This is a genomic window from Cellulomonas sp. PSBB021, from assembly GCF_002240455.1.
GTDB classification, from domain to species: Bacteria; Actinomycetota; Actinomycetes; order Actinomycetales; family Cellulomonadaceae; genus Cellulomonas; species Cellulomonas uda.
Map to the genome: position 1 here is coordinate 3,301,909 of NZ_CP021430.1, position 24,473 is coordinate 3,326,381.

Consider the following 24,473-nt stretch of genomic DNA (forward strand, 5'->3'; position numbering starts at 1 on the left):
GTCGTCGACTGCACCAGCAAGGAGGAAGTGTGACCGCGCTCAGCACCGAGGCAGCCAACTTCGGCTGGCTCCTGGACAATTTCGTCCGGACCGTGCCCGGCACTCGCCACACGCTCGTGGTGTCGGCCGACGGTCTTCTCATGGCGATGTCGGAACAGCTGGACCGCACCAGCGGCGACCAGCTGGCGGCCATCGTCTCCGGCATGTCGAGCCTGACCCGCGGCGCGTCGCGGCAGCTGCGTGCGGGGGAGGTGCGTCAGGCGATCATCGAGATGGACTCTCTGTTCCTCTTCCTCATGACCGTCTCGAACGGCTCCGTCCTCGCCGTGGTCGCCGACTCGAGCTGCGACGTCGGCCTCATCGGATACGAGATGGCCATGCTCGTGTCCCGCACCGAGGCGACGCTGACCCCGCAGCTCATCTCCGAGATGCGCGGCCAGCTCCCCGTCGACGGCGCTACCCGAGCCCCCGCCGTCTGAGGAGCATGTCTTCATGAGTGAGCACATCGAGTACGTCGCCCGGACGGTACGGCCCTACGCCGTCACCGGCGGGCGCGTGCGCTCGGCGCGCTCCGACCTGCCGCTCGAGGCATTGGTCGAGGCGCTGCCGGACGCAGTGTCGAGTCAGGGTCTGCCCCCCGAGAGGCGTGCGATCCTCCAGCACGCCGCGAGCACGTACATCTCGGTCGCGGAGCTGTCGGCGCTGCTGCACCTGCCCATCGGTGTCATCAGGATCCTGGTCTCGGACATGTCCGATCACCAGCTCGTGCGTGTGCACACCTCTCAGCCGGTCGAGGTCAACACCGGTGAGTCCCCCGCCCTGTCCCTGAGCGTGCTGGAGAGTGTTCTCAATGGCATTTCCGCCCTCTGACGCCGCGGTGGCCGCTCCGGCCGGAACCGCTGGCGCCGTAGCGCCCACCACCGTCAAGATCGTCGTCGCGGGCGGGTTCGCCGTCGGCAAGACGACCTTCATCGGTTCCATCTCGGACATCGAGCCCCTCAACACCGAGGCCGCGATGACCGAGCACTCGATCGGCGTCGACGACGCCGGCGGCGTGTCGGACCGCAAGACCACCACCACGGTCGCCATGGACTTCGGCCGCATCGCGCTGCCGGGCCAGCTGTGGCTGTACCTGTTCGGCACCCCGGGTCAGGACCGCTTCCTGTTCATGTGGGACGACCTGGTGCGCGGCGCGATCGGCGCCGTCGTGCTGGTGGACACCGACCGCCTCGACCAGTGCTTCCCCGCGGTCGACTACTTCGAGAGCCGTGGCATCCCGTTCGTCGTGGGTGTCAACTGCTTCGACGGTGTCGCGAAGCACGCGCTCGAGGACGTCCGCGAGGCGCTCGCCATCCCGGCGCACGTCCCGGTCATGTACACGGACGCGCGTTCGCGTGCGGCCACGAAGCAGGCCCTGATCGCCCTGGTGCAGCTCGCGATGGAGCGGCTGCGCCAGCGCTGACCAGCGCTGTGGACCCGTCGGCGGCCGGTCACCCTCGCGGGGGTGGCCGGCCGTCGGCATTCGTGGGATCGCGCGGGTCCCGTGTGCCACCGGTGGCGCCGGGAGGGGATCATGAGACCGTGCCCAGTCCCGACGACGAGCGTGCGCGCGTGTACGCGGACGGGTCGGCGCTGTCGCGGTACCTGCCCGGTGCGCCGCACCGCGCCGACTGGCTGACGTGGGCGCGGCGCAACGGTCCGCGCCTGCTGACGACGCAGGTGGGGGTCAGCGAGCTGCGCGGCACCGCGCGGATGCTCGACCACGACGCGCGTGACGTGGCGCAGCGTGCGCTGCTGGAGATCGAGGTCGTGCGGCTGTCCGACCAGGCGGTCGGTCGCGCGACGGACGTCGCGGGGGTGCTGCCGCCGTTCGTCGCGGTGCACGCGGGAGCGGCGTTGACGCACCCGGACGTCGGGGCGGTCGCGACGTACGACGCGCGCCTGGCGCGGGTCGCCGCGCTGTACCGGTTGGACGTGGTGTCACCGGGTCTGCCGGACCGCTGGTGGGAGCGCGACGAGACGCCCTTCCTGGTGCGCTGACTGACACCGCGTCGCTCGCCGGACGACGCTCGTCGGGCGCGTTCGTCGGACACGTTCGTCGGACACCCTCGCGTACACGTGCGTCGGACACGCACGTCGCCGGTGCACTGCCGCATGCACCGGCGACGCGTGGTGCTGCGGTCACTCGAACCGCAGCACGCTCAGGGTCCAGTCGTCGATCCAGCCGCTGTCGGTCGTGGCGTCGCCGGTGGTGTTCACCTTCACCTGGATGCGATGGGTGCCCTTCTTGACCTTCGTGCAGAACTGCACGCTGTTGCCCGTGTACTTGGCCTCGGACGTGAAGGCGTACGGGCTGCCGTTGTTGGCGTAGGGCTGGATGGGCACGTTGTTGTCGTGCACCTCGAGCCCGAGCCAGCCGGTGCCGGTGTAGTAGGTCTCCGCGCTGAACGTGATGAGCAGCGTGTCGTAGCCCGTCGCGGGGCCGTAGACGACGACACCCGCGCCGGGCACGTTGCGGTCGGCGCCCGCGGTGCCGGCGAAGCTGAACGGCTCGACCTGGGTGCGGGCCTGCAGGCGCTTCTGGACGCCGCCGTCACAGACCTTGGGGCTGGTGGTCGCGTTGATCGTGGCGCTCTGCGGCTTGGTGGCCGCGGCGTCGTCGTCGCCGGACGCTCCGTAGGACGGCGCGAGGACGGCTGCGCCGAGGCCGAGCAGCATGACCGTGCTGATCCCGACCGCGGCCGAGGTGGACTTCTTCATCGCAATCCCCTGACTTGTCGTGCGGCCCTGGAGGAGGCCGCGTGCACCTCAGGTGGTCCGCACGGGAGCGGGAGATACGTCCCGCGGACGAACCCCGGGTGCGAGGGGACCCGTGCGCGGTTCATGGCGACCGAGCCCGCAGGTCACGACCGCCTCTGTGGGAGACTCGTGGCCGCCGGTCGCGACCGGCGAGGAGGGCTGGCTGAGCGGCCGAAAGCGACGGTCTTGAAAACCGTTAGGGCGGGACCTCTCGTCCTCAAGGGTTCGAATCCCTTGCCCTCCGCTCATGCAGGACATCGGCAACGAGCCGGTCCCTCAGGCGTCCGGCTTGTTGCGCTTCGGGGGTACGTAGTGGCGCATGGAGCCGACGACGTGCGCGACCGGGCGATGGTCCTCGATCACCCGCCGGACCAGCAGGCCCGGCCGTGGACAGTCAGACGCGCATTACCGTGAGACACGAGAACCTCCGGCGGGACGTGGGCCTTCGACAAGCCACACCCCAGCCGGAGGTTCTCCTCACGTCAACGGCCTCGGACTGTCACCAACGTCCTGGCTGAGTACAACTAGTCCCGCGCTGGCTCGGTCAGATACCCGAGCACTCCCACAGCGGCGGCCACCGCAGCCACCACGAGCGCTGGCGCCGACCCCGCAGGATGGAGCGCGACAGCCCAACCGTACGGCTGCCCACTGTTGCCCGTACCGAGCAGCCACATGATCATCACGACGCCAGCGGGAACAACCCAGGCTGCCGTGGGCCCGAGCACACGGGTGCACACGGCTGTCAGCCCGATGAACAGCGCGACGTTCCGCACGAGGACGCTGACGTCCAGATCGTTCCGCCACACCACAGCCGCAACCGCGAACGTCGAGAACACCGCAAGATCGAGCCCTCTCCTCGTCGCGTAAGCGGGAGCCACACGATCTTGACTGCTCGACGTTCGCATCGACACCAACGGAAGGAACACCGCAGCGACAGCGGGAACCAGCGGCCACACGAACGTGTAGATGCCGAGCCGACCGGGGACCTCCTGCTGCCCGCGCGGAATGACCAGCAGAACACCCGCAAGCGTCGCAGCGTGAGCAAGCACGAACACCATTCCACGCCGGCGCCACACGAGCAGGGCGTCTCGAAGTCGCATCAGCATTCGCGCAGAACGCTCACGAGCCTTCGCACCTCCGGGCCGAAGACCGCGGGGTCCGCCGACCGCAACGCGGACGACACCTCTCCGGGCGCCACGAGGCTGTCACGCTCACGACCATCCGGAGCGAGCCACCACGCCAGCACACCGAACGCGGTCGCAGCATCCGGCTCGAGCGCGCACGTCGAGCTCATCACCGTGTTCGCGACGTACTGGGGTGCAGCCAACGCCCCCCGAGTCAGCATCCCCGGGTTCACCACATGTGCGCCTGGGGCTGAGGGCCGCTGGTCGAACCGCCCGAGGTCGACGTCCACACCCGCGCTGCGCAGCTTCGCGACGGGCGCAGCGAGCGCCGCCGAGATCTCACCAGCCTCGTCGGCGTACCCCGGGCCGACACACACCCGAGGGCCACCGTCAGCCTGAGCGCACCGAACCGGGTCGTTCGGGTCGGGCAACAGACGCTCCGGCCCAGCAAGCGCGCCCACCAACACTGCCCCGACCGCCACAACTGCCAAGGCGCCCATGCCGAACCGGGCGCGAGCCGTCCGATACGCGTCCTTCCCGGCCGAGACCGTGAACACCACGGTCAACAACCCGAACACCACCAGCTGCAGCAGAACTCGCGCCGGGTTCGGTCGCAGACCCACGAGACTTCCAGTTGCCCCGCCGGTGTCAGACAGGAACGACAACGACGTCGTGTACAACGCCACGCACCCGGCGAAGCACACGAGCGCAAGCAACGGCGGCGCGATGTACGACCGCACACGCCACCCGACCCAGCAGCCAAAGCTCGTGAACGCGACGAGCATCGCCACGCACGACAGCACCGGAAGGTAGTCGCTCGGTGCAGGCGCTCCGGGAGGCCCTGCGAACAGCATGACGGTCTGCACCACGAGGAACCCGGCGAGGAACGCCGCCAGAACCCACCCGGACACCACGAGCGTGGAGCGCCACACAACGGCCGTCTGCCGTCCAGCCGCCGCCGCACCGTCCGCGTAGGCCTTGGCGGCGGCGACAGCCTTCCAGGCGCCGAATCCCGCACACGCGGGCGCCAGCATGATCGTCGCGAACGAGTACTGCCAGATGCTCAGGGTCCACTCGTGCGTCCACTGCCCGTCCCGCAACCCGATGTGCGCAGCCAGCAGCCCAACGGTGGCGATCGCAGCCCAGTGCTCGGTTCGCAGGGACCTGCGCGACGCGCTCACACGACCGGCGCCAGCAGCCTGCTCGACCAGCGCCGTCATGCGACCTGTGCGCCTGTCATCAGTGTGCGCACCTGACGTTCCACGTTGCTGCGGTCACCGGTCGCGTCGAGCTCGGTCACGGTGCCGTTGAACACCACGACCCCTTCGGCAAGAACGACGAGCCTGTCAGCCATGCTCACGAGGTCGTCGATGTCGTGCGTTGTGACGACCACCGTGCTGTCCTGCGACGCCCGGTGGATCACCTCACGAAGCGCGTGCCTCTGAGCAAGGTCCAACCCGACGGACGGCTCGTCGAGCATCAGAACACTGGGCCGGTGGATCGACGCCAACGCGATGTAGACGCGTTGCCGAGTCCCGCCTGACAGGGTGCGCAGCTCAGCGACCTGATGGTCCGTCAGAGCGAACCGCTCGACCGCGTCCCGAACCGTCGACTCACGTTCCGCACGAGGCACCCGATGCAACCATGCGCCGTACCGCAACGCTTCCCGGACCGTGTACGACCCGGGGAAGTCGGTCCGTTGACTCAGGTACCCCAAGGCGGCTCGGGCGGCTCGTCGCCCGTCAGGGGTCGCGAGCGAGTGCCCCGCAACATGGACCGACCCTGCGTGCGGGCGTACCAGCCCTGCCATGCATCTCAGCAGCGTGGACTTCCCGGACCCGTTCGCGCCCACGACGGCGGTCACACCGCTGCTGAACGCGACGGTGACGTTCGTGAGGGCGATGGTCCGACCGAGCTGAACGGTGAGGTCTGCGACGCGCGTACCAGTCAAGAGGGAAGCTTCGGCTCAGTAGGACGTGGTCAGGATCGCTTCGCTGGTGCACTGGTCGGGCACCGGCCACCCCATCTGCGCGCACGAGAACGCCCCGATACGCATCTGGTCGGTGTCGTAATCGCTGGCCCACGCGGGGTACGTTTTGATGAACCTGTCCGTGATCGTCGTGTTGGACACGTCGTCCCCGCTCTTGACGGCGAAGAACGTCCAGAAGGTTGTTCCGTTCGTCTTGTCGATCTTCTTGATGTAGAAGTTCGTCGCACCGTGAACGTCGTTGCCGTCGGCCTTGCGGTCCTTGGTCGTGACCTTGCTGTTGGCGGTTCCAGCGTTGTTCCAGAAGCTTCCACTGGCTTCGACCCGCACGGCCCCGTCCCACGTCTTCGTTCTCGGCCCCCACGTCTGGGTTGCAGCGTTCGCTGCACCCCCGAACGCGAATCCAAGGACGATGACTGCAGCGACGGTCAACGACCGAGTGCTCGTCTTCATGCGTGCCCCCTCGTGTGCGCTGTGCGCCACAGTGTGCCAGGACCTGCGGTTGGGCGCTCTGTCCAGTTCGCTCCTGGCGGCGCTGACGATCCCAGAACGGAAAGGTCCGGTCAAGGCGCAACCTGAACGAGAGCCCGACCGGTACCGCGCGCGCGGGTCGTGTGGGGTGGTGGGGGTAGGTTGCTCGCGTGCGGGACGACGAGCGCGTGGTGGCGCTGACCTTCGACGACGGGCCGAGCGCGAACACGCGGCGGCTGCTGGACGTGCTCGCGGCGCGGGGTGTGCGGGCGACGTTCTTCCTGCAGGGCGAGCACGTCGCGGCGGACCCGGACGCGGTGCGCGCGGTCCACGCGGCGGGGCACGCGCTGGCGAACCACACGTGGAGCCACCCGCACCTGCCGGAGCTGCCGGCGGCGGAGGTCGACGACGAGCTCGCGCGCGCTGCCGACGCGGTGCGGGACGCGACGGGCGTCGTCACGACGCTGTTCCGGCCGCCGTTCGGTGACCTGGACGACGACGTGGTCGCGGCGGTCGCGCGGCACGGCGAGGCCGTGGTGCTGTGGGACGTGGACCCGGCGGACTGGGAGGCGGGGGCGCCCGCGGGACGGACGGTCGAGCGGGTGCTCGCGGAGGTGCGGCCGGGGTCGGTGGTGCTGATGCACGACTGGCAGGACTCGACGGTCGACGCGGTGCCCGCCGTGATCGACGGGCTCGTGGCCGACGGGTACCGGTTCGTGACGGTCCCGGAGCTGCTGGGGGAGCGGGTGGCGCCCGGACGGGTGTTCTCGCACGGCCGGACGGTGGGCTGAACGGGCGGCGTCCCGGACCGACGCGCGGGTCCGTCACGGCCGCTGCCCGCGGTGCGGGAGGATCGTGCCATGTCCACGACCCGACGCCCTGCGCGCGCGCTCGCCCTCGTGTCCGCGATGGCGGCACTCCTGCTGACCCTGTCCGGCTGCCTCAAGCTCGACATGGACCTCACGTTCCACGCCGACGACACGGTCGACGGGACCGTGGTGCTCGCGGTGAGCAGCTCGCTGCTCGAGAGCACGGGCATGACGTTCGACGAGGCGTTCGGCTCGGAGGACCCGTTCGACGGTGAGGCGACGTCGTCGGAGGCGTACGAGGACGGCACGTACGTCGGCCGCACGTACCACTTCGCCGACACCCCGCTGGCGGAGTTCGGCGACGACGACATGAAGGTCACGCACGAGGACGGCAAGTTCGTCGTCGACGGGGAGCTCGACCTGTCGGCGGGTGGCGAGACGGGGCTGAGCGGCGGCGAGGTCCGGGTCGCGTTCACGTTCCCCGGCGAGGTGGAGTCGTCCAACGGGACGATCGACGGCAGCACGGTGACGTGGGAGGCGCAGGCCGGTGACGTCGTGCAGCTCGACGCGGTCGCGTCGGACGGCACGAGCGACGGGTTCCCGGTGCTCACGCTCGTGTGGGTGCTCGTCGGGCTCGTGGTGGTCGCGATCGTCGTCGTGGTCACGGTGGTGCTGCTGCGCCGACGCGCCGCGCGCCGGGACGGCGTCGACGCGGCGACGGTCCCGCCGGCACCGGCCGCGGGTGAGGTGCCTCCGGCTCCGCCGGCCGACCAGCAGCAGGCCTGACGCCCGCCTCAGCCGAGGATCTTGGCCTTCTCGACCTCGAGTTCCTGCGGCGTGAGCACCCCGGAGTCGCGCACCGCGGCGAGCTCCTTGAGGTGCGCGATCTTCTCGCCCATCGACTGCTCGCCCTAGGCTCGGCCCGTGCCCCGTCGTCACGTGCGTCTGGTCCCTCGCCCGCTCCCGCCTGCCGCGGGCGACCGGGACCGTGACGTCGACGTCGCGGTCCGCCGTGGCCTCGCCGCGCTCCGCGCCGAGCTCGACGTCCCCGCCGCGTTCCCGTCCGCGGTGCTGCAGGAGGCCCGGCTGCGCGCGACCACCGGCCCGCAGGCGGCCGATCGCCTGGACGCGCGCGACCTCCCGTTCCTGACGATCGACCCGCCCGGGTCGATGGACCTGGACCAGGCGCTGCACGTCGAGCGGCGGGGCGGCGGCTACCTGGTCCGGTACGCGATCGCCGACGTGGCCGCGTGGCTCGAGCCGCACGGCCCGATCGACGACGAGGCCCGGGGCCGCGTCACGACGCTGTACGCGCCCGACGGTCGCACGCCCCTGCACCCGCCGGAGCTCAGCGAGGGCGCCGCGAGCCTGCTGCCCGGCCAGGAGGCCCCGGTCGCGCTGTGGGAGATCGAGCTCGACGGCGAGGGTGCGCCGCGCGGCGTCGTCGTGCGGCGGGCGACCGTGCGCTCGTCGGCCCGTCTCACCTACGACGAGGCGCAGGAGGCGATCGACGCGGGCGCCGGGCTCGCGGCGGACGACGGCCCGCTCGCGCTGCTGCGCGAGGTCGGTGAGCTGCGCCAGGCCGCCGAGCGCGCGCGGGGCGGCATCACGCTGCCGATGCCCGAGCAGGAGGTCGAGCTCGACGAGCACGGGACGTGGCGCCTCGTGAGCCGCCGCACGCTCCCCGTGGAGGAGTGGAACGCGCAGATCTCCCTGCTCACGGGGATGTGTGCGGCGGAGCTCATGCTGGACGCCGGGATCGGGGTGCTGCGCACGCTGCCCTCGTCGCGGCCGGAGGACGTCGCGCGGCTGCGCCGCACGGCGCTCGCGCTCGGTGTGGCCTGGCCGCAGGGCGCGCCCGCCGGTGAGGTCCTCGCGGGCCTCGACGCCGCCGACCCGCGGCAGGCCGCGGTGCTGACCGACGCGACCACGCTGCTGCGCGGTGCCGCGTACGCGGCGTTCGACGGCGAGCGCCCGGCCGAGCCGGGCCACGGGGCGATCGCCGCGCCGTACGCGCACGTGACCGCGCCGCTGCGCCGGCTCGTCGACCGGTTCGCCACGCAGGTGTGCCTCGCGGTCGCGGCCGGCACCGAGCCCGACGCGTGGGTGCGCGAGGCCCTGCCCGGGCTGCCCGACCTCATGTCGGCCGGGGACCGCCGCGCGTCCGCGTACGAGCGCGGGTGCCTGGACCTGGTGGAGGCCGCGCTGCTCGCGGGCCGGGAGGGCGAGGTGTTCGAGGGGATGGTCGTCGACGTCTCGGGTGGCGGCGCCAAGGGCGTGCTGCAGCTCGCCGACCCCGTGGTGCACGCACGCGTCGCCGGTGCGGGGCTCGAGGCGGGCACGCGGGTGCGGGTGCGGCTCGTCGAGGCGGACGTCGAGAACCGGTCGGTGACGTTCGAGGAGGCCTGATGCCGGGTCACCGACGAGGAGGCGATCGAGGAGGCGCTGTGCTTCGGCTGGGTCGACTCGACGTCCGGCCCGGTGGACGCCGAGCGCTCGCGCCTGTGGTTTACGCCGCGTCGCGTCGGGGCAGCGCGATGTTCATGGTCGACGCGTCGAGCACGAGCATGAACTGCGTGACGGCGACGACGGCGAGGATCCGCCAGCGTCGCGGGTCGGGGGCGGCCGGACCTGCTGCGTGCGGTGCTCCCGGTGCTCCGGGGGTGACCTCGTCGGCGGTGACGGTCGCGGTGGTGGTGGGGTGGGGCTGTCGGGCTCGAGGAACGGGTCCAGGACAGGTGCACCAGACAGCGGTGCGGGGGCCGTCGAGGAGGGCGTCCGGCTGACGTCCGCTCGAGGGCCAGACGCTGACGAGAGGGACTGACACGTCCTGATACGCGCGGTCCGCGCCGGGGCGCGCGACGCCCGACGTGTCCTGCGTCGTCGTCGCACGGAAGCCAGCAGACCTCGCCTCGACCGCGCAGGTCAACGCATATTCGCCCAGAGCGGACGGATCCTCCGGTTCGGGGTCTGGGACCATGGGCGACGGCGGGCCACGCCCCGGCGGGCACACTGGAGCCGTGACCGAGACGCGCTGCCCGTGCACCAGCGGGCTGACCTACGACGAGTGCTGCGGCCCGCTGCACCGCCAGGACCGGACCGCAGGCACGGCCGAGCAGCTCATGCGCTCACGGTTCAGCGCGTTCGCCGTCGGGGACGCCGCGCACCTGCTGCGCACCTGGCACGCGTCGACCCGGCCCGCCGTGCTCGACCTGGACCCCGACGTCCGGTGGTACCGCCTGGACGTGCTCGCGACGAGCGGCGGCGGCGTGTTCGACACCGACGGCTCGGTCGAGTTCGAGGCGTTCCACCGCGGCCCGGCCGGACCGGGCTCGATGCGCGAGCTCAGCCGGTTCGCGCGCGGTCCCGAGGGCTGGCAGTACCTCGACGGCGACGCACGCCAGGATTGACCCCGTGACGACACCTTCCACGGCTCTCCCGGACGACGACGAGCTCGACCTGATCCGCCGTTCCGGCGCGGCGCTGCAGGTCGGCCGGCTCAGCCTGTCCGGCGGCACCGGCTCGTACCGCGTCAAGGCGTCGATGGCCCGCATCGCCCGCGCGATGGGCGTCGAGCGCCACGAGGCGCACGTGACGCTCACCGAGATCACGGCGACCTCGCACCGCGGGCGCTCGTTCCGCACCGAGGTCGCGGAGGTCCGCTCGGTCGGCGTCAACGCGGACCGGCTCGCGCTCATCGAGCGCATGGTGTCGCGGTTCGAGCGCCGGTACGACGAGACGGGCGTGCCGATCCCGGTCGACGAGGTGCTCGACGAGGTGCGCCGCATCCAGTCGCGGCCCGCGCTCTACCCCGCGCTGCTCAACGCCCTGTGGTCCGCGATCGCGTGTGCCGCGTTCGCGTTCCTCAACAACGGTGGCCCCGTCGAGGTCGGGGGCGTGTTCATCGCCGCCGGGCTCGGGCAGCTGCTGCGCCGGGCGATGCTGCACCGCGGCTACAACCCGTTCGGCGTGACGATGCTCGCCGCGACGCTGGCCTGCTTCACGTACCTCGGCCTGGTGTCCGGCCTGCACGAGCTCGGTGCGCTGACCACGCGTCACGAGGCCGGCTACGTCTCCGCGGTCCTGTTCCTCATCCCGGGGTTCCCGCTGGTCGCAGGCGCGCTGGACCTCGCGCGCCTCGACTTCTCCGCGGGCCTGTCACGCCTGACCTACGCGCTCATGGTCCTGATGTCCGCGGCGCTCGCGGTGTGGGCGGTCTCGTCGGTCGTCGGCCTGGAGCCGGACGTGCCGCCGGCGCCCGACCTGGCGCCCGCCGTGCTGTGGGGGCTGCGGTTCGTCGCGAGCTTCCTGGGCGTGATCGGGTTCGCGCTGATGTTCAACAGCCCGTGGCGCATGGCGCTGCTCGCGGCGACCGTCGGGATGCTCGCGAACGTCGGCCGGCTGCTCCTGCTCGACGCGGGCGTGGTGACCCAGGCCGCGGCCGCGCTCGCGGCGCTCGTCGTCGGCCTGCTCGCGGCGTACCTCGCCCCGCAGCGGGACGTCCCACGCGTGACCGTCGCGGTCCCCGCGGTCGTCATCATGGTCCCGGGCGTGCTCGCGTACCGTGCGATCTTCCACCTGTCCGACGGCGACACGCTCACCGCGCTCGCGTACGGCGTGCAGGCCGCTCTCGTCGTCGCGTCCCTCTCGATCGGTCTGGCCGTCGCCCGCATGCTGACCGACCGGACCTGGGCGTTCGACCGGTGACGCACGCGTCGTCGGACGGCTTTTGCCGCACGACGACCAGCACAGGTACCCTGTCCGCACTTGGAGACGTCGCATAGCCAGGTCTAGTGCGCGGCCCTGCTAAGGCCGTGAAGGGGTCAACCCTTCCGTGGGTTCAAATCCCACCGTCTCCGCCATGAGGTCCTGGGCAACCAGGGCGCGGTAGTCCGGACGGCTCCCGGCAGGACGTGATCCTGTCGGGAGTTGCTGTTCTCGACCCCCACCGCCTGCGGCAGGATGGGGACGTGCCAGAGACGGTGATCGACGACCCTGTCCCGAACGGTCCGTTCGACGCTGGTGTGGCACGTATGCCAGGTGTGACGTGCGAACCCTGTGCCGAGCGACGCGGCTGAGCAGGTCATGACCGCAGCTCGCTCGCTCGGCCCGGCCGTGGTCGTCGACGTCTCCGGATGGGCTGTGATCCGTGACGAACCCGGCGGGCGTGACCCGAACAAGCGCTGGGTCGCGCCGGACGCGGACACGCCGCGCCACGAGCAGTGGCTCTGGAAGTCCCGCCAGGTCACGGGTGACGGTTCGCAGCGAGCGCTCACGGACTGCGCTGAGGTCGGGGTCTCCCGGCTCGCACAGGTCTTGGGCATCCCTGCCGCCGAGTGCCAGTTCGCCGTGTGTGACGGGGAGCTCGGCCTGATCTCACGAAACGTCGCGCCGGCGGGATACGGCCTCTTCTCGGGTCGGACGTACCTTCCGGAGGTGACGGGCTACGCGCGGCTGGACGATGCGCCGGAAAGCCAGCCCGTCGGGAGGATGCGCCGCGATCAGGGCTACTCGCTCGACGCGGTCGACCAGGTGCTCCAGGGTGTCGGTCCGCCGCCCGGGGTCACGGGAATGACGGCGTCGGCGGTGTTCGCCGGCTATCTCGTCCTCGATGCGCTCGTGGGCAACGGCGATCGACACCCCGGCAACTGGGCGCTCCTCGAATCGGCGGCAGGCGAGCGCTCTCTGGCGCCGACGTTCGATCACGGCAGCGCGCTGGGCGCCGGCATGACGGACGCGAATCGTCGCGCGCGCGACCCTCTGGCCTTCGCCCGCAGAGGAGAGGCGAACCCCTTCGTCCCTCCGAAGCAGAAGCTGGTGGACCTGGCGCTCGAAGCCGTGTCGCGGACCGGAGCGACCCTCTGGCTCGACCGGCTCGTGTCACTGGACGCGGACTGCGTCGAGCCGGCACTCGACGCGCCGGGCGAACGCATGTCAGTGGTCGCGGCTACGTTCATGTCTCGCGTCATACTGGAGAACCGGAGGAGGTTGAGCGATGGCCACACTGCTGCGGACTGACCAGCTCCTGGTCAGTCGCCAGGATCCGACGACACGCCGGTTCGTCCGCGTCGGCACGCTGGGCTTCGACGGCGCGCTCTACACCTTCACGTACGAACCTGGGACCGCGCGACCGCTTCCGGGCCTACCGCTCGGAAGCACCCATCAGAGTGCGACGCTCTTCCCGATCTTCGCCGAGCGCGTCATCGATCCGCATCGGCCGGAGCGCACGGAGACACTGGCGAACCTGGGCCTGCCCAGCGGCGCCGGTCCCTTCGAGGTGCTCGCAAGATCGGGAGGCGGCCGCACGGGAGACACCTACGAGCTGACGCCGCTGCCCCATCCCGGCGATGTCAGCCTGCGGTTCCTCGTGCACGGAATCCGGCACCTGACGCCCTCGGAACGCGCCGCCATCGACCGACTCGCGCCGGGTGCTCGTCTCTCGTTGCGTCGTGAACCGGACAACCCTGTCGACGCTCGCGCCCTGTTGGTGACCGACGACGGAGCACGGCTCGGGTACGTGCCGGGGCCGCTCCTCGAGTACGTGCACGAGATCATGCGGGCCCCCTACGAGCTGACGGTCGAGCGAGTGAACCCCGCGGCCGTCGGCATGCACATGCGACTGCTGGTGCGCCTGGACGGCCGCTACGACGGTTGACCCTGGGCGAGCGTGCCGGAGCTCCACGGCGCGAGGGGAGTGCGTCGGTCGTCGTGAGGCGGTCCCGGCTGGGTCGTCGAGCGGGGTGGGAGGTCGAGCGGATGGGTGGACGTCCGGAGGCGTCGCGGCGCCGCGGTTCGCGCAGGTGCGGCCCGGGGTCGAGCAGGGCCCGGACCTCGACGGCGGGTTCTGGGCCGAGCCGCCGTACCACGGCGTGCACGAGACGTGGACCTACCCGGAGCTGCGGCTCGTGCTCGACCGCTACACGATCACGAAGGACGGGAGCACGCGGCAGTTCTGGAACTGGATGCAGTGCCTCACGCCCGACGAGGTCCGCGGCGAGCTCGCGACCGCGGGGTTCGGCGAGGTCGAGGTGTACGGCGACGTGGCCGGGGCCGACCACGACCCGGACTCGCCCGTCTTCGCGGTGGTCGCGCGGGCGTGAGCCCGACGAGCCGCGGTACCGTGCGGGTCGACCGGCAGGAGAGGCGATGTTCGAGCTGCTCACGGACGAGCTGCGGGTGCAGGTGCTCGACCCCGTCGCGGACCGCGACCGCACGGGCGTGCGGTACTGCACGGGCGGCTACGTCTTCCAGGTGCACGACGAGGTGCGCGGGCCGCTGATGTCCGGCCCCACGTACCCGGACTCGTTCAACTGGTTCGACGGCCAGGGGATCCCGGACGCGTTCGCGCTCGCGCCGCTGCACGGTCCCGGACCCGAGCCGCGCGCGCTCGTCCTGGGCGTGGGGGTGTGCGACCTCGAGGCGCGCCGGGTGGTCGAGCCGTGCGCGTGGGACGTCACGCACGACGGGCCGACGCTGGGGTTCCGCACCGCGCACGCGTTCGCGGAGCACGCGTGCGCGCTCGAGCGGACCGTTTCGCTCGTCGGACGCATCCTGACGTCCACGACGACGCTGCTGAACGCCGCGGACGAGGCGGTGCTCCCGGTGGTGTGGTTCCCGCACCCGTTCTTCCCGCAGCCGGCGTCCGACGAGCTGTTCCGCAGCTCGGTCGCGCTCGGTCTGGCCGAGGACGACGGCTTCGAGGTGCTCGACGAGCACACCGTGCGCCGCCGTGCGCTGCCGCCCGGGCACGTCGGCCCGTACGCGGAGCTCGAGCACGCGGCGGGCGGTCCCGTGCGCCTCGAGCACCGCCACGACCTGCTGGGTGCGGTGACCATGACGACGAGCTACGCGCCCGGCCGGTTCGCGGTGTGGGGCAACCACCACACCGTGTCGCCCGAGCCGTTCCTGGAGCACGCGCTCGCCCCCGGCGAGGAGCTCACCTGGTCGGTCACGTACGCGTTCTGACGTCCCGGCCGGTGTGTCACAGGCGCGTCGTACGCTCGGCGGGTGGTCGACCCCGGGCACTTCGAGCGGTACGCGGCGGTGTACGCCGACGCGCGTCCGCCGTACCCCGCGGCGCTCTGGGAGGAGCTGCGCCGTGCGGGGTACCTGACGCCCGGGCACCGCGTGCTCGAGCTCGGGGCCGGTACCGGTCAGGCGACCGGCCCGCTGCTCGCCGCGGGGCTCGCGGTCACGGCCGTCGAGCCCGGTCCGTGGCTCGCGGAGCGGCTGCGCGCCACGCACCCGGCCGCGTCCGTCGTCGTCGCGCGTGCGGAGGACGTGGACCTGGGTGAGGCGCAGTACGACCTGGCCGTGGCGGCGACGTCCGTGCACTGGCTCGACCTCGACGTGGTGCTGCCCGCCGTGCACCGGGCCCTCGCCCCGGGCGGCACCTTCCTGGTGTGGCGCAACGTGTTCGGGGACCGCACCGTCCCGACGCCGTTCCGGGCGCGGGTCGCGGAGGTCGTCGCGCGGCGCACGCGCCCGCCGCGCCCCGGTCCTGACGCGGAGGACGCCGTGCAGAGCGTCGCCGCACTCACCCGCTCGGGGCTGTTCCGCGCCGACCCGGTGCGCACGTTCCGCTGGAGCGTCGACCTCGACGCCGACCAGGTGTGGCGCCTGTTCACGACGTTCAGCGACTGGACGCCCGACGAGGTCGACGCCGTCGCGCTCGCGGTGCGCGACCTCGGCGGGGTGGTGACCGAGCACTACCTGTCGTGGCTGGTCGAGCTGCACCCGTGCTGACCGGCCCGTTCAGCGGCCGCACCGGAATCGTCCGCGGTCGTGCGTCGTTCTCACCGGCGTGAGCGACGAGCAGCGGGTGACATTCGGGCTGGACACGTTCGGCGACGTGACGACGACGAGCGACGGCGGGCCGGTGCCGCAGCACCAGGTGCTGCGTGACGTGGTCGAGCAGGGGGTCGCGGCCGACCGTGCCGGCGTGGACCACTTCTCGGTCGGGGAGCACCACCGCGACGACTTCGCGGTGTCCGCGCCCGAGGTGGTGCTCGCGGCGATCGCGGCGCGCACGCAGCGCGTCACGCTCGGCTCGGCGGTCACCGTGCTCTCGTCGGACGACCCGGTGCGCGTGTACGAGCGGTTCGCGACGCTCGACGGGATCTGCGGCGGCCGCGCCGAGATCCAGGTCGGGCGCGGCTCGTTCGTCGAGTCCTTCCCGCTGTTCGGCTACGACCTGGCCGACTACGACGACCTGTTCGAGGAGAAGCTCGACCTGCTGGTGCGCCTGCGGTCCGAGGGCCCGGTCACGTGGACCGGCCGCACGCGCGCACCCCTCGACGCCGCCCGCGCCTGGCCGACGACCGAGCGCGGTGCGCTGCCCGTGTGGGTCGGGGTCGGCGGGACGCCGGAGTCGGTGGTGCGCGCGGCGCGGCACGGGCTGCCGCTCATGCTCGCGATCATCGGTGGGGCGCCCGCGCGGTTCGCGCCGTTCGTCGAGCTGTACGGCCGTGCCGTGCGGCAGCTGCACGGCGACGACGCCGTGGTGCCGCCCGTGGGTGTGCACTCGCCCGGGTTCGTGGCGGACTCCGACGAGGCCGCGCGGGACCTGCTGTTCCCGCACTTCAAGGCGAACCGTGACCGCATCGGCGCCGAGCGCGGCTGGCCGCCGATGACCCGCGACGACTTCGAGGCCGAGGCCGCCTCGGGCGCGCTGTTCGTCGGGTCGCCGCAGACGGTGGCCCGGCGCATCGCCGACGTGGTGCGCACGCTGGGCGTGCAGCGGTTCGACCTGAAGTACGCGCACGGCCCGCTGCCGCACGAGCACCTGCTGCGCGCGGTGGAGCTGTACGGCACCGAGGTCGCCCCGCGAGTCCGCGCCCTCCTGACCTCCTGACCTTCTGACCTCCTGACCCCGACGACGGGTGGACGCCGTCCGGTCGCACCGGACGACGTCCACCCGGAGCGGGCGGGAGGAGCCGGGGGTCAGGCGGACAGGGCCGAGCGGACCAGGGCCGAGAGCTTCTTGCCGTCGGCGGCCAGGCCCGCGCGGGCCGTGGCCTCCTTCATCACCGCGCCCATGTCCTTCATGCTGCTCGCGCCCAGGTCCGCGACGACCGCCCCGACCAGCGCCGCGAGCTCGTCGTCGGACAGGCGCGCCGGCAGGTAGGTCTCGATCGCGTCGGCCTCGGCCGTCTCGGTCGCGGCGCGGTCCGCGGCGCCCGCGTCGGTGTAGATCTGCGCGCTCTCGCGGCGCTTCTTCACCTCGCGGTTCAGCACCGCGAGCACGTCGTCCTCGGTGAGCTCCTTGACCGCGGGCCCGGCCTTCTCCTCGGCCCGGACGGCACCGATCACCTGGCGCAGCACGCTCGTGCGCTCGGTGTCACGGGCCTTCATGGCGGTCGTCAGGTCGGCGGTCAGTCGGTCGAGGGTCGGGGTGCTCATGGAGCCATGGTCTCGCGCTCGTCGTCGCGCGGGCCACCGCATACCCGCACGAGAGGCCCGCACGAGAGGCCCGCACGGCGCCCTCGCGCGCTCGTCGTGCGCAGCGTCACCCTGATCCGGTTTGGGCGGGACGGGTGCTGGCCTGTATCGTCTACCCCGGCCCGCAAGGGTCAGTGCGCCCGTAGCTCAATGGATAGAGCATCTGACTACGGATCAGAAGGTTGGGGGTTCGAGTCCCTTCGGGCGCGCATCGTGAAGGCCCCGGCGATCACCGCCGGGGCCTTCGTCGTCCCCGGCCCCACCGCACCCGGCCCGGCCCACCCCCGAGCGCCGACTGCTGACGCTCGTGCGCGACCGCGCACGCAGGACGTCAGCACTCGGTCCGCGACGTGCGCGGTCGACGGTCCAGAGGGCGGTGCAGGGGTTGTCCGCGGGTGGTGACGGGGCGTCAGGATCGTGCCTTGGCCACCTCCTGCCGACCGGTCGTCGGGGGTGCGGCAACGGCCCGTCGAGGGCGTAGATCCGCGTGATCATGCGGAAGTTCCGCCCGTGGGGCCCGGGTGGCAGGGGAGTGCCCACGCACCCCGCGGCACCATCCGGCCATGGCCTCAACCTGGCGTTGTGGACCCCTGTGAGAGCCGTCGAGCCTGGTCATGTCGCACCCCGGACGGGGCGCACCACGACCGCCGACCACGAGCTCACCAGGAGACGTCATGTCGAACATCCGCCGCACCGTCGCCGCCCTGCTCCTGACCGCCTGTGCCGTCGGTCTCGCCGGCGTCGCCGCGCAGGCCGACGACGGCACGCAGGAGCCGGCGGGCACGACGACGCCGACGGCGACCCCGACCGCTCCTCCGGCCCCGAACGTCCCGACCGCCGGCCGCCACTGGGACTGGTGAGAGACCCGACCCAGGCGACGGCACCGAGCGAGGAGAGCGCCATGACGGAGCACGACGGGGCGGACGCCCAGGACGCACGCGAGGTCGCGGGGCGGCCCGACGAGGGGCAGCACGACCGCCCGAGCGCTGCCGACGACGTGCCCGCGCCCCCCGCGCTCCCGGGCCGCACCGAGCGGGCCTGGGCGAAGGGGCTGTGGCTCTCGATGTCCCGGCGCGAGGCCGACACCCTTCCCCGGTCAGCGCGGGCGTGAGGAGGCGACGATGACGACGTCCGCCGCGTTCCGCGTGCTCGGCCCGGTCGCGGTCGGGTCCGGCTCACGAGGAGCCGTGCTCGCACCGGGCAAGCCCGCCGTCCTGCTCGCCATGCTGCTGCTCGACGCCGGCGCGGCCGTCTCGCGCAGCACGTTGCAGCGGGCGCTGTGGGACGACGAGCCGCCGTCGGCCGCCAAGCAGGCGCTGCACACGAGCATGATGCGGCTGCGCCGCACGCTCGAGGCGCACGACGTCCCCGGCCGGACGGTCGAGACCGTGCCCGGCGGGTACCGGATGACGGTCCCGCAGGAGTGCCTCGACCTGGCGCGGTTCCGCGGCGCCGTCGCGACGGCTGCGGCCCAGGGGAGCGCGGAGCTCGAGCTGCGTCAGCTCGAGCTGGCGCTCGACCTGTGGGAGGGCACGCCGCTCGCGAACGTCCCGTCGGTGATGGTCCAGCGTGACCTCCTGCCGGGCCTCCTCGACGAGCGGCTGCGCGTCGCGGAGCGCGTGTGGGAGCTCAAGCTCGCCCAGGGCATGGCGCGGGACGCGCTCCCCGCGCTGTGGGACGCGGCCCGCCGGTACCCCGCGCACGAGCACGTCGCGGAGCTGCTGATCGAGGCGCTGCACCGTACGGGCCGGCAGGCCGAGGCGCTGGTGGAGTTCCACCGGATCCGTCGGCACCTCGACGACGAGCTCGGGATCGACCCGGGCGCGGCGCTGCAGCGTCTCGAGCTCGCGATCCTGCGCGGCGACCAGCCGGGTGGGGTGCGGCCCGAGCGGCACCGCGTCGAGGCCGGCCGCGTGCGCGCCGAGAGGTGGCCGCTCGTCGGCCGGGCGGACGCGATCCGCTTCATGTGCGAGCGGCTCGCCGAGTACCCGGCCTCGCCGATCGTCCTCACCGGGCCGTTCGGCATCGGGAAGACGGCTCTCGCGCGGCACGTCGCCGAGCTGATGGCCGCGCGGTACACGGGCGGCACCACGTTCGTCGAGATGCGGGACCGGTCCGGTGCGGTGCGGCGCGGCGACGCGTTGCAGGACCTGCTGGTCGGGCCGTCCGCGGCCGGGCGCCGGCTCGTCGTGCTGGACGACGTCGCGGACGTCGACCAGGCGCACGAGGCGGTCTCGATGGTGTCGGGCGACGACGGTGTGGTCCTGACGAGCCGCACGAGCCTCGCCGGGTTCCTCGCCCGGGAGGGCGGGTGGCTGCACCGGCTCGGCCCGCTCCCGGAGGACGAGACGTCGACGCTGCTGTCCACGGCGCTCGGCCCGGACCGGGCGGCGTCGCCGGACCGCCACCACCTGGGCCGGATCGCCGAGCTCTGCGGGCGTGTCCCGCTGGCGCTGCGGATCGCCGCGGCCCGCATCCTCACCCAGCCGACGCAGACCCTCGCCGACGCGTACGACCGGCTCGCCGAGGACCCGCTCGGGCGGCTCTCCCTGCCCGGCGACCCGACCATGTCGGTGCTGCGGCGCTTCGGCGACGCCGTGGCCCACCTCACGGAGCCGCTCGCGGCCGGGCTGTCGCGGCTCGCGGACGCCGGGCCCGCCGTCCTGTCCCTCGACGACTGCGCCGTGCTGCTCGGCGTGCCGTCGCGCACCGCGGAGCGCTACCTCGACGAGCTCGTCGACGCGTGCCTCGTCGAACCCGTCCCACCCCGCAGCTACACCCTGAGCGACCTCGTGCGTCTGTGCGCGCGGGACAGCGCTCGAGCCGTCCGTGACACCGCACCCACCTCGAAGGGCTGACACCGCCATGAGCACGTCGTACGAGCAGATCGCCCCCACACGGCCCCGGATCCGCCGTGACGTCATCTTCACGAAGACCCCCGACGGGGTCCTGTTCCACAACACGTCGAGCGGGTTCCGGCTGACCACGGCGTCGGGCTACCGCCTGGCCACCCTGCTGGTCCCCTACCTCGACGGCACGAACCGTGTCGCCGACCTGTGCGGCTCGCTGCCGGACGCGCAGAAGGCGATGATCGGCGAGCTGATCCGCACGCTGTACGAGCGGGGCTTCGCGCGGGACACGCCCGAGGCGGGTCCCGACGTGATCGACGCGGGCGACGCCGAGCGCTTCGCGGCGCAGATCGCGTACATCGACCACTACGTCGACGACGCCCCGGCACGGTTCGCCCGGTTCCGCGCGACGACGGTCGCGGTGCTCGGCGACGACGCCGTGGCGGTCGCGTCCGCGAAGGGCCTGGTCCGCAACGGCGCGGCGCGTGTCCTGGTGACGCCCGGCCCGGTCGCGCTCGCGGCGAAGGCCGAGGCGGGCGACGGTGCGGAGGTCGTCGAGCTCGGTGCCGTGACCGGAGAGGTGACCTGGGCGGACCTGTCCGACGCCGACGTGGTGCTCGTCGCCGGTGGTGACACCGCGGCCCGTCAGACGTACGCGCTGCTCGCTGCGGGCGTGCCCGACGGCGCGCTCCTCATCCCGACGTGGACGTACGGCGAGCGCGCGGTCGTCGGCCCGACGATGCGACGTGGCGGCGCGGGGTGCTGGGTGTGCGCGGTGCTGCGTCTGACGAGCACGCACGACGCGGCCGCGGCCGCGCCGCTGTGGGCGGGCGTCACGCTGCCCGGGCCGGCCCCGCGCTCGGCGCGTCCGCTCGGTCGTCCGCTCGCGTCGATGGTCGGCAACCTGCTGGCCTACGAGGCGTTCCGCGTGGTCACCGGCGCACTGCCCGGCGAGACCGAGGGCAAGGTCGTCGTGCAGAACATCGAGTCGCTCGACGTGATCGCCGAGCCGCTGCTCGTGCACCCGCGCTGCCCGTTCTGCTCGGCGGCGCCGCAGGAGCTGGACGTCACGGCGTGGGTCGAGCCGGCCGTCGTCCCGGACCTGTCCGACGAGGAGGTCGTGGCCGCGCTCAACGCGCGTCAGCCGCTCCTGCAGCCGCACGTGGGGGTCTTCGCGGGCTACGCGGACGACACGCTGCTGCAGACCCCGATCAAGGTGGGTGTCGTCGAGGTCGCGTCCGCGACCGGTGAGCGGCGCTCCGTCCCCGCGTTCGACCTGCACCACGTGGCGGGGGCGCGGCAGCGCGCGCTGGCCGCGGCGGTCGTCGGCGTCACCGCGCGGGACGCCGTGACGGCCCCGGCGGGAGCCGAGATGGAGCGCGTGGCCGAGCGCCTGGTGACCGCCGTGCGGCCGGAGCTCGTCGAGGAGGGCCCGTGGGTCGCGGCGACGTCGCTCCTGAGCGGCGACCAGGTGGCCGTCCCGCTGGCCGCGGCCGAGCCGCTCGGTGCGGCCAACGCGACGCACGGCTTCGAGCCGACGCCCGCGGGCGGCGGCGCGGGTGACACGGCGGGTGCGGCGGTGCGTGCGGGCCTCGCCGGTGCGCTCGCGTACGCGGCCCTGCAGGCCACGATCCGCGGTGGGGCGGTGCAGGGCGTCGCGCTCGACAGCCTCCGCACGGACGTCGAGCTGGAGTTCCTGCTGCGCTCGGCCCGCAACCTGGACGTGGACGTCGAGGTGCTGGACCTGTCGGCGCACGCGCCGGTCCCGGTCGTGGTGGCCCGCACGACGGCCCCCGGCCGCCCGGTCTGGGCGGTGGCCGCCGACGTGTCCTGGCGGGACGCCGCGGTGGCCGCGCTGCGTGACCTCGTCGGCCGGGTGCAGGTCGCCGGTGCGGGCCTGGTCGACGGTGACGACCCGGTGCTGCCCGAGCTCGACGCGGGCACGTTCGTCGCGGCGACCACCACCGACGCGCCCCTGGACCGCGCCACCACGTGGCGCGAGGTGCGGGCCGCGCTCGAGACCGCCGGGCAGGACGCGTTCGCCGTGCAGGTCGGCGGCGTGGACGTCGCGGCGGGCGGGTTCGTGGCCGTGCGGGTGCTGCTGACGGCGGTGCGCCGGTGACCACCGTGGCCCCGCGGTTCGAGGCGCACCGCCTGGGGCTGCACGACGAGCTCGCCGCCGACGCGCAGGACGTCGCGACGCGGGTGCTGGTCGCCGGCTCGCACGGGCTGGTCGGGCCGTTCCCGGGCGCGGGCGACTCGGGGGCGTCGTGCGGCACGTGCCTGGCACGGCGCTGGCAGGCGGCCCGCGACAAGTCGCTGCGGGATGCGCTGGAGCTCGGCGGGCCGTCCGTTGCGGTCGCCGAGAGCCCGTTCCTCCTGGCGTTCCAGCGGGACGCGGTGGAGGCCGTCCTGGCGGCGGCCGAGCAGGCCGCGGCGGGTGCGGGTCCGTACGCGAGCGTCTACCGCGTCGACCTGGAGTCGCTCGAGGTGCGCCGGGTGCCGTTCGTCCCGGACGCCGAGTGCCCGCGCTGCGGGACGGCCCGCGACGACGTGCCGCTGCGGCCCGAGCTGACGCTCGCACCGAAGCCCGCCCCGACCGTCTTCCGCTCGCGTCCCCTCGACGACTACGGCCTCGAGACCGACGCGTACGCCAACCCGGTGAGCGGCGCGCTCGGCACGTCGATGTGGTTCGAGATGACCTCGCGCTCGACGGCGCCGGCGTACGGCACGTTCGGCCTGCGGGCCGGGGAGTACCTGCGCGAGACGCTGTACGGCGGTCACGCGGACTCGGTCCGCGTGAGCACGCAGGTGGCGGTCCTGGAAGGGCTCGAGCGTGCGGCGGGTCTGCGGCCGCGGGGCCGGCGCACCGCCGTGCACGCGAGCCTGGCGGAGCTCGGCGACGGCGCGGTCGACCCGCGGGTCGGGGGCCTCTACCGGGACGAGTTCTACGAGAAGAACCCGCACATCCAGCGGTTCGACCCGCAGCGGCCGATCCCGTGGGTGTGGGGCTGGTCGTTGCGCGACGACCGCGCGGTCCTGGTCCCCGAGAACCTGGCGTACTACCACGCGGGCCCGGTCACGGAGCGGTTCGTGCAGGAGACGTCGAACGGCTGCGCGTCCGGGTCGTCCCTGACCGAGGCGACCTACCACGGGCTCATGGAGCTCGTGGAGCGGGACGCGTTCCTGGTCGCGTGGTTCGCCAGGCGGTCGCTGCCGGAGATCGACCCGCGCACCAGCGCCCTGGCGAGCACCCGGTGCATGGTCGACCGCCTCGACATGTACGGGTACGAGGCGCGGTTCTTCGACGCCCGCCTGTCGTTCGACATCCCCGTGGTGGTGGGTGTCGCGGTCCGGCGTGACGGCGGCCTCGGCACCCTGGCGTTCGGCGCGGGCGCCGGCCTCGACCCCGAGGCGGCGATCGCCGCGGCGCTGTGCGAGATCGGCACCGACTGCCTGATGGCGCCGATGCGCGTGGGCTGGGACCGCGAGCGCTACGAGGCGATGGCGGCGGACTTCACGGCGATGTACGGGCTGCACGACCACCCGCACGTGTACGGCCTGCCGCAGATGCGCGGGCACGCGGCGTTCCTCCTCGACGGACGCGACGAGCCGCGCAGCGTGGCCGAGACGTTCGGGGCCGACCGGCCCGCACCGCCCTTGGCGGACGACCTGCGCACCGACCTCGCGCACTGCGTCGAGCAGGTCGCCGCGCGCGGCTTCGACGTGGTGGTCGTCGACCAGACGACGCCCGAGCAGGAGGCCCTCGGGCTGCACACCGTGAGCGTCACGGTGCCGGGGCTCGTGCCCATCGACTTCGGGTGGCTGCGCCAGCGGGCGCCGCACTCGAGCCGCGTGCGCACCGCGCTGCGCGAGGCCGGCCTGATGGACCGGGACCTGCGCGACGACGAGATCAACCCCGCACCGCACCCCTTCCCCTGACCGTGAGCCACTGAGGAAAGGACCCTCCGATGGGTTACGCGCACGACTACGC

At 72.9% G+C, this 24,473-nt stretch carries 26 protein-coding genes and 3 tRNA genes; 23 read left to right on the forward strand and 6 right to left on the reverse strand.

Annotated features, from left to right (window positions below):
- Positions 1-29: 29 nt before the first annotated feature.
- The 4 genes from CBP52_RS15140 to CBP52_RS15155 all read left to right on the forward strand — a co-directional run bounded on the left by CBP52_RS15140 (position 30) and on the right by CBP52_RS15155 (position 2,040).
- Entirely contained in the window at positions 30-479 is a 450-nt protein-coding gene (locus tag CBP52_RS15140) for a roadblock/LC7 domain-containing protein (protein ID WP_094181655.1), read from the forward strand.
- A gap of 13 nt (positions 480-492) precedes the next feature.
- Positions 493-870, forward strand: a complete 378-nt coding sequence (locus tag CBP52_RS15145) for a DUF742 domain-containing protein (protein WP_094181656.1) — start codon at positions 493-495, stop codon at positions 868-870.
- Positions 851-1,462 (forward strand): ATP/GTP-binding protein, encoded by a 612-nt coding sequence (locus CBP52_RS15150; protein ID WP_094181657.1) that lies wholly within the window; start codon positions 851-853, stop codon positions 1,460-1,462. Before CBP52_RS15145 ends, CBP52_RS15150 begins: the two co-directional genes overlap by 20 nt.
- Positions 1,463-1,581: 119 nt before the next feature.
- The gene (locus CBP52_RS15155) at positions 1,582-2,040 is read left to right on the forward strand and encodes a PIN domain-containing protein (protein ID WP_094181658.1); all 459 of its coding nucleotides are present in this window, start codon (positions 1,582-1,584) and stop codon (positions 2,038-2,040) included.
- 141 nt (positions 2,041-2,181) lie between these two features.
- On the opposite strand, the gene CBP52_RS15160 is transcribed toward CBP52_RS15155, so the two are convergent.
- Positions 2,182-2,760 carry a hypothetical protein gene (locus CBP52_RS15160; RefSeq protein WP_094181659.1) on the reverse strand — a complete coding sequence of 193 codons (579 nt, stop codon included), beginning with the start codon at positions 2,758-2,760 and terminating at the stop codon, positions 2,182-2,184.
- A 192-nt stretch (positions 2,761-2,952) separates the two neighbouring features.
- Between CBP52_RS15160 and CBP52_RS15165 the strand changes: the two genes are divergently transcribed.
- A tRNA-Ser gene (locus CBP52_RS15165) sits at positions 2,953-3,043 on the forward strand.
- Between the two features lie 280 nt (positions 3,044-3,323).
- On the opposite strand, the gene CBP52_RS15170 is transcribed toward CBP52_RS15165, so the two are convergent.
- The 4 genes from CBP52_RS15170 to CBP52_RS15185 all read right to left on the reverse strand — a co-directional run bounded on the left by CBP52_RS15170 (position 3,324) and on the right by CBP52_RS15185 (position 6,363).
- Entirely contained in the window at positions 3,324-3,905 is a 582-nt protein-coding gene (locus CBP52_RS15170; protein ID WP_141322431.1) for a hypothetical protein, read from the reverse strand.
- Positions 3,899-5,143 carry a hypothetical protein gene (locus CBP52_RS15175; RefSeq protein WP_094181661.1) on the reverse strand — a complete coding sequence of 415 codons (1,245 nt, stop codon included), beginning with the start codon at positions 5,141-5,143 and terminating at the stop codon, positions 3,899-3,901. Before CBP52_RS15175 ends, CBP52_RS15170 begins: the two co-directional genes overlap by 7 nt.
- Positions 5,140-5,787 (reverse strand): ABC transporter ATP-binding protein, encoded by a 648-nt coding sequence (locus CBP52_RS15180; RefSeq protein WP_369826359.1) that lies wholly within the window; start codon positions 5,785-5,787, stop codon positions 5,140-5,142. The genes CBP52_RS15175 and CBP52_RS15180 overlap by 4 nt, the downstream gene beginning before the upstream one ends.
- Positions 5,788-5,889: 102 nt before the next feature.
- Positions 5,890-6,363 carry a hypothetical protein gene (locus tag CBP52_RS15185; protein WP_094181663.1) on the reverse strand — a complete coding sequence of 158 codons (474 nt, stop codon included), beginning with the start codon at positions 6,361-6,363 and terminating at the stop codon, positions 5,890-5,892.
- Between the two features lie 188 nt (positions 6,364-6,551).
- On the opposite strand from CBP52_RS15185, the gene CBP52_RS15190 reads away from it, so the two are divergent.
- The 12 genes from CBP52_RS15190 to CBP52_RS15250 all read left to right on the forward strand — a co-directional run bounded on the left by CBP52_RS15190 (position 6,552) and on the right by CBP52_RS15250 (position 17,043).
- The gene (locus CBP52_RS15190) at positions 6,552-7,172 is read left to right on the forward strand and encodes a polysaccharide deacetylase family protein (protein WP_094181664.1); all 621 of its coding nucleotides are present in this window, start codon (positions 6,552-6,554) and stop codon (positions 7,170-7,172) included.
- A 69-nt stretch (positions 7,173-7,241) separates the two neighbouring features.
- On the forward strand, positions 7,242-7,976 hold the full coding sequence (locus tag CBP52_RS15195) for a hypothetical protein (protein WP_094181665.1): 735 nt from the start codon (positions 7,242-7,244) through the stop codon (positions 7,974-7,976).
- 138 nt (positions 7,977-8,114) lie between these two features.
- Positions 8,115-9,599 (forward strand): RNB domain-containing ribonuclease, encoded by a 1,485-nt coding sequence (locus CBP52_RS15200; RefSeq protein WP_232514531.1) that lies wholly within the window; start codon positions 8,115-8,117, stop codon positions 9,597-9,599.
- Between the two features lie 569 nt (positions 9,600-10,168).
- Positions 10,169-10,600 (forward strand): YchJ family protein, encoded by a 432-nt coding sequence (locus CBP52_RS15210; protein ID WP_094181667.1) that lies wholly within the window; start codon positions 10,169-10,171, stop codon positions 10,598-10,600.
- A 4-nt stretch (positions 10,601-10,604) separates the two neighbouring features.
- Positions 10,605-11,897, forward strand: coding sequence for a threonine/serine exporter ThrE family protein (locus CBP52_RS15215; protein WP_094181668.1), 1,293 nt, complete (start codon positions 10,605-10,607; stop codon positions 11,895-11,897).
- A gap of 62 nt (positions 11,898-11,959) precedes the next feature.
- Positions 11,960-12,052, forward strand: a tRNA-Ser gene (locus tag CBP52_RS15220).
- A 223-nt stretch (positions 12,053-12,275) separates the two neighbouring features.
- Positions 12,276-13,208, forward strand: coding sequence for a hypothetical protein (locus CBP52_RS15225; RefSeq protein WP_157732668.1), 933 nt, complete (start codon positions 12,276-12,278; stop codon positions 13,206-13,208).
- The gene (locus tag CBP52_RS15230) at positions 13,186-13,845 is read left to right on the forward strand and encodes an HIRAN domain-containing protein (RefSeq protein WP_094181670.1); all 660 of its coding nucleotides are present in this window, start codon (positions 13,186-13,188) and stop codon (positions 13,843-13,845) included. The genes CBP52_RS15225 and CBP52_RS15230 overlap by 23 nt, the downstream gene beginning before the upstream one ends.
- Positions 13,846-13,930: 85 nt before the next feature.
- Positions 13,931-14,290, forward strand: coding sequence for a hypothetical protein (locus CBP52_RS15235; protein WP_157732669.1), 360 nt, complete (start codon positions 13,931-13,933; stop codon positions 14,288-14,290).
- 46 nt (positions 14,291-14,336) lie between these two features.
- Entirely contained in the window at positions 14,337-15,155 is an 819-nt protein-coding gene (locus CBP52_RS15240) for a hypothetical protein (RefSeq protein ID WP_094181672.1), read from the forward strand.
- A gap of 42 nt (positions 15,156-15,197) precedes the next feature.
- A complete protein-coding gene (locus CBP52_RS15245) occupies positions 15,198-15,935 on the forward strand; it encodes a bifunctional 2-polyprenyl-6-hydroxyphenol methylase/3-demethylubiquinol 3-O-methyltransferase UbiG (protein ID WP_094181673.1) in 738 nt (245 codons plus the stop codon).
- A 76-nt stretch (positions 15,936-16,011) separates the two neighbouring features.
- Positions 16,012-17,043, forward strand: coding sequence for an LLM class flavin-dependent oxidoreductase (locus tag CBP52_RS15250; protein ID WP_232514532.1), 1,032 nt, complete (start codon positions 16,012-16,014; stop codon positions 17,041-17,043).
- A gap of 89 nt (positions 17,044-17,132) precedes the next feature.
- Here CBP52_RS15250 and CBP52_RS15255 read toward each other — a convergent pair whose 3' ends face one another.
- Complete coding sequence (locus CBP52_RS15255; protein WP_094181675.1) at positions 17,133-17,591, reverse strand: GatB/YqeY domain-containing protein; 459 nt, start codon at positions 17,589-17,591, stop codon at positions 17,133-17,135.
- A 175-nt stretch (positions 17,592-17,766) separates the two neighbouring features.
- Between CBP52_RS15255 and CBP52_RS15260 the strand changes: the two genes are divergently transcribed.
- The 6 genes from CBP52_RS15260 (at position 17,767) to CBP52_RS15285 (ending at position 24,421) form a co-directional block, all read left to right on the forward strand.
- Positions 17,767-17,839 (forward strand) — tRNA-Arg (locus CBP52_RS15260).
- A gap of 465 nt (positions 17,840-18,304) precedes the next feature.
- Positions 18,305-18,490: a hypothetical protein gene (locus tag CBP52_RS15265; protein ID WP_094181676.1), complete on the forward strand. Its 186-nt coding sequence runs from the start codon at positions 18,305-18,307 to the stop codon at positions 18,488-18,490.
- A 41-nt stretch (positions 18,491-18,531) separates the two neighbouring features.
- Positions 18,532-18,741 carry a hypothetical protein gene (locus tag CBP52_RS15270; RefSeq protein ID WP_157732670.1) on the forward strand — a complete coding sequence of 70 codons (210 nt, stop codon included), beginning with the start codon at positions 18,532-18,534 and terminating at the stop codon, positions 18,739-18,741.
- Between the two features lie 10 nt (positions 18,742-18,751).
- On the forward strand, positions 18,752-20,488 hold the full coding sequence (locus CBP52_RS15275) for a BTAD domain-containing putative transcriptional regulator (RefSeq protein WP_094181678.1): 1,737 nt from the start codon (positions 18,752-18,754) through the stop codon (positions 20,486-20,488).
- A gap of 7 nt (positions 20,489-20,495) precedes the next feature.
- On the forward strand, positions 20,496-22,601 hold the full coding sequence (locus CBP52_RS15280; protein WP_094181679.1) for a TOMM precursor leader peptide-binding protein: 2,106 nt from the start codon (positions 20,496-20,498) through the stop codon (positions 22,599-22,601).
- Positions 22,598-24,421: a TOMM precursor leader peptide-binding protein gene (locus CBP52_RS15285; protein WP_094181680.1), complete on the forward strand. Its 1,824-nt coding sequence runs from the start codon at positions 22,598-22,600 to the stop codon at positions 24,419-24,421. The genes CBP52_RS15280 and CBP52_RS15285 overlap by 4 nt, the downstream gene beginning before the upstream one ends.
- Positions 24,422-24,473 lie beyond the last annotated feature (52 nt).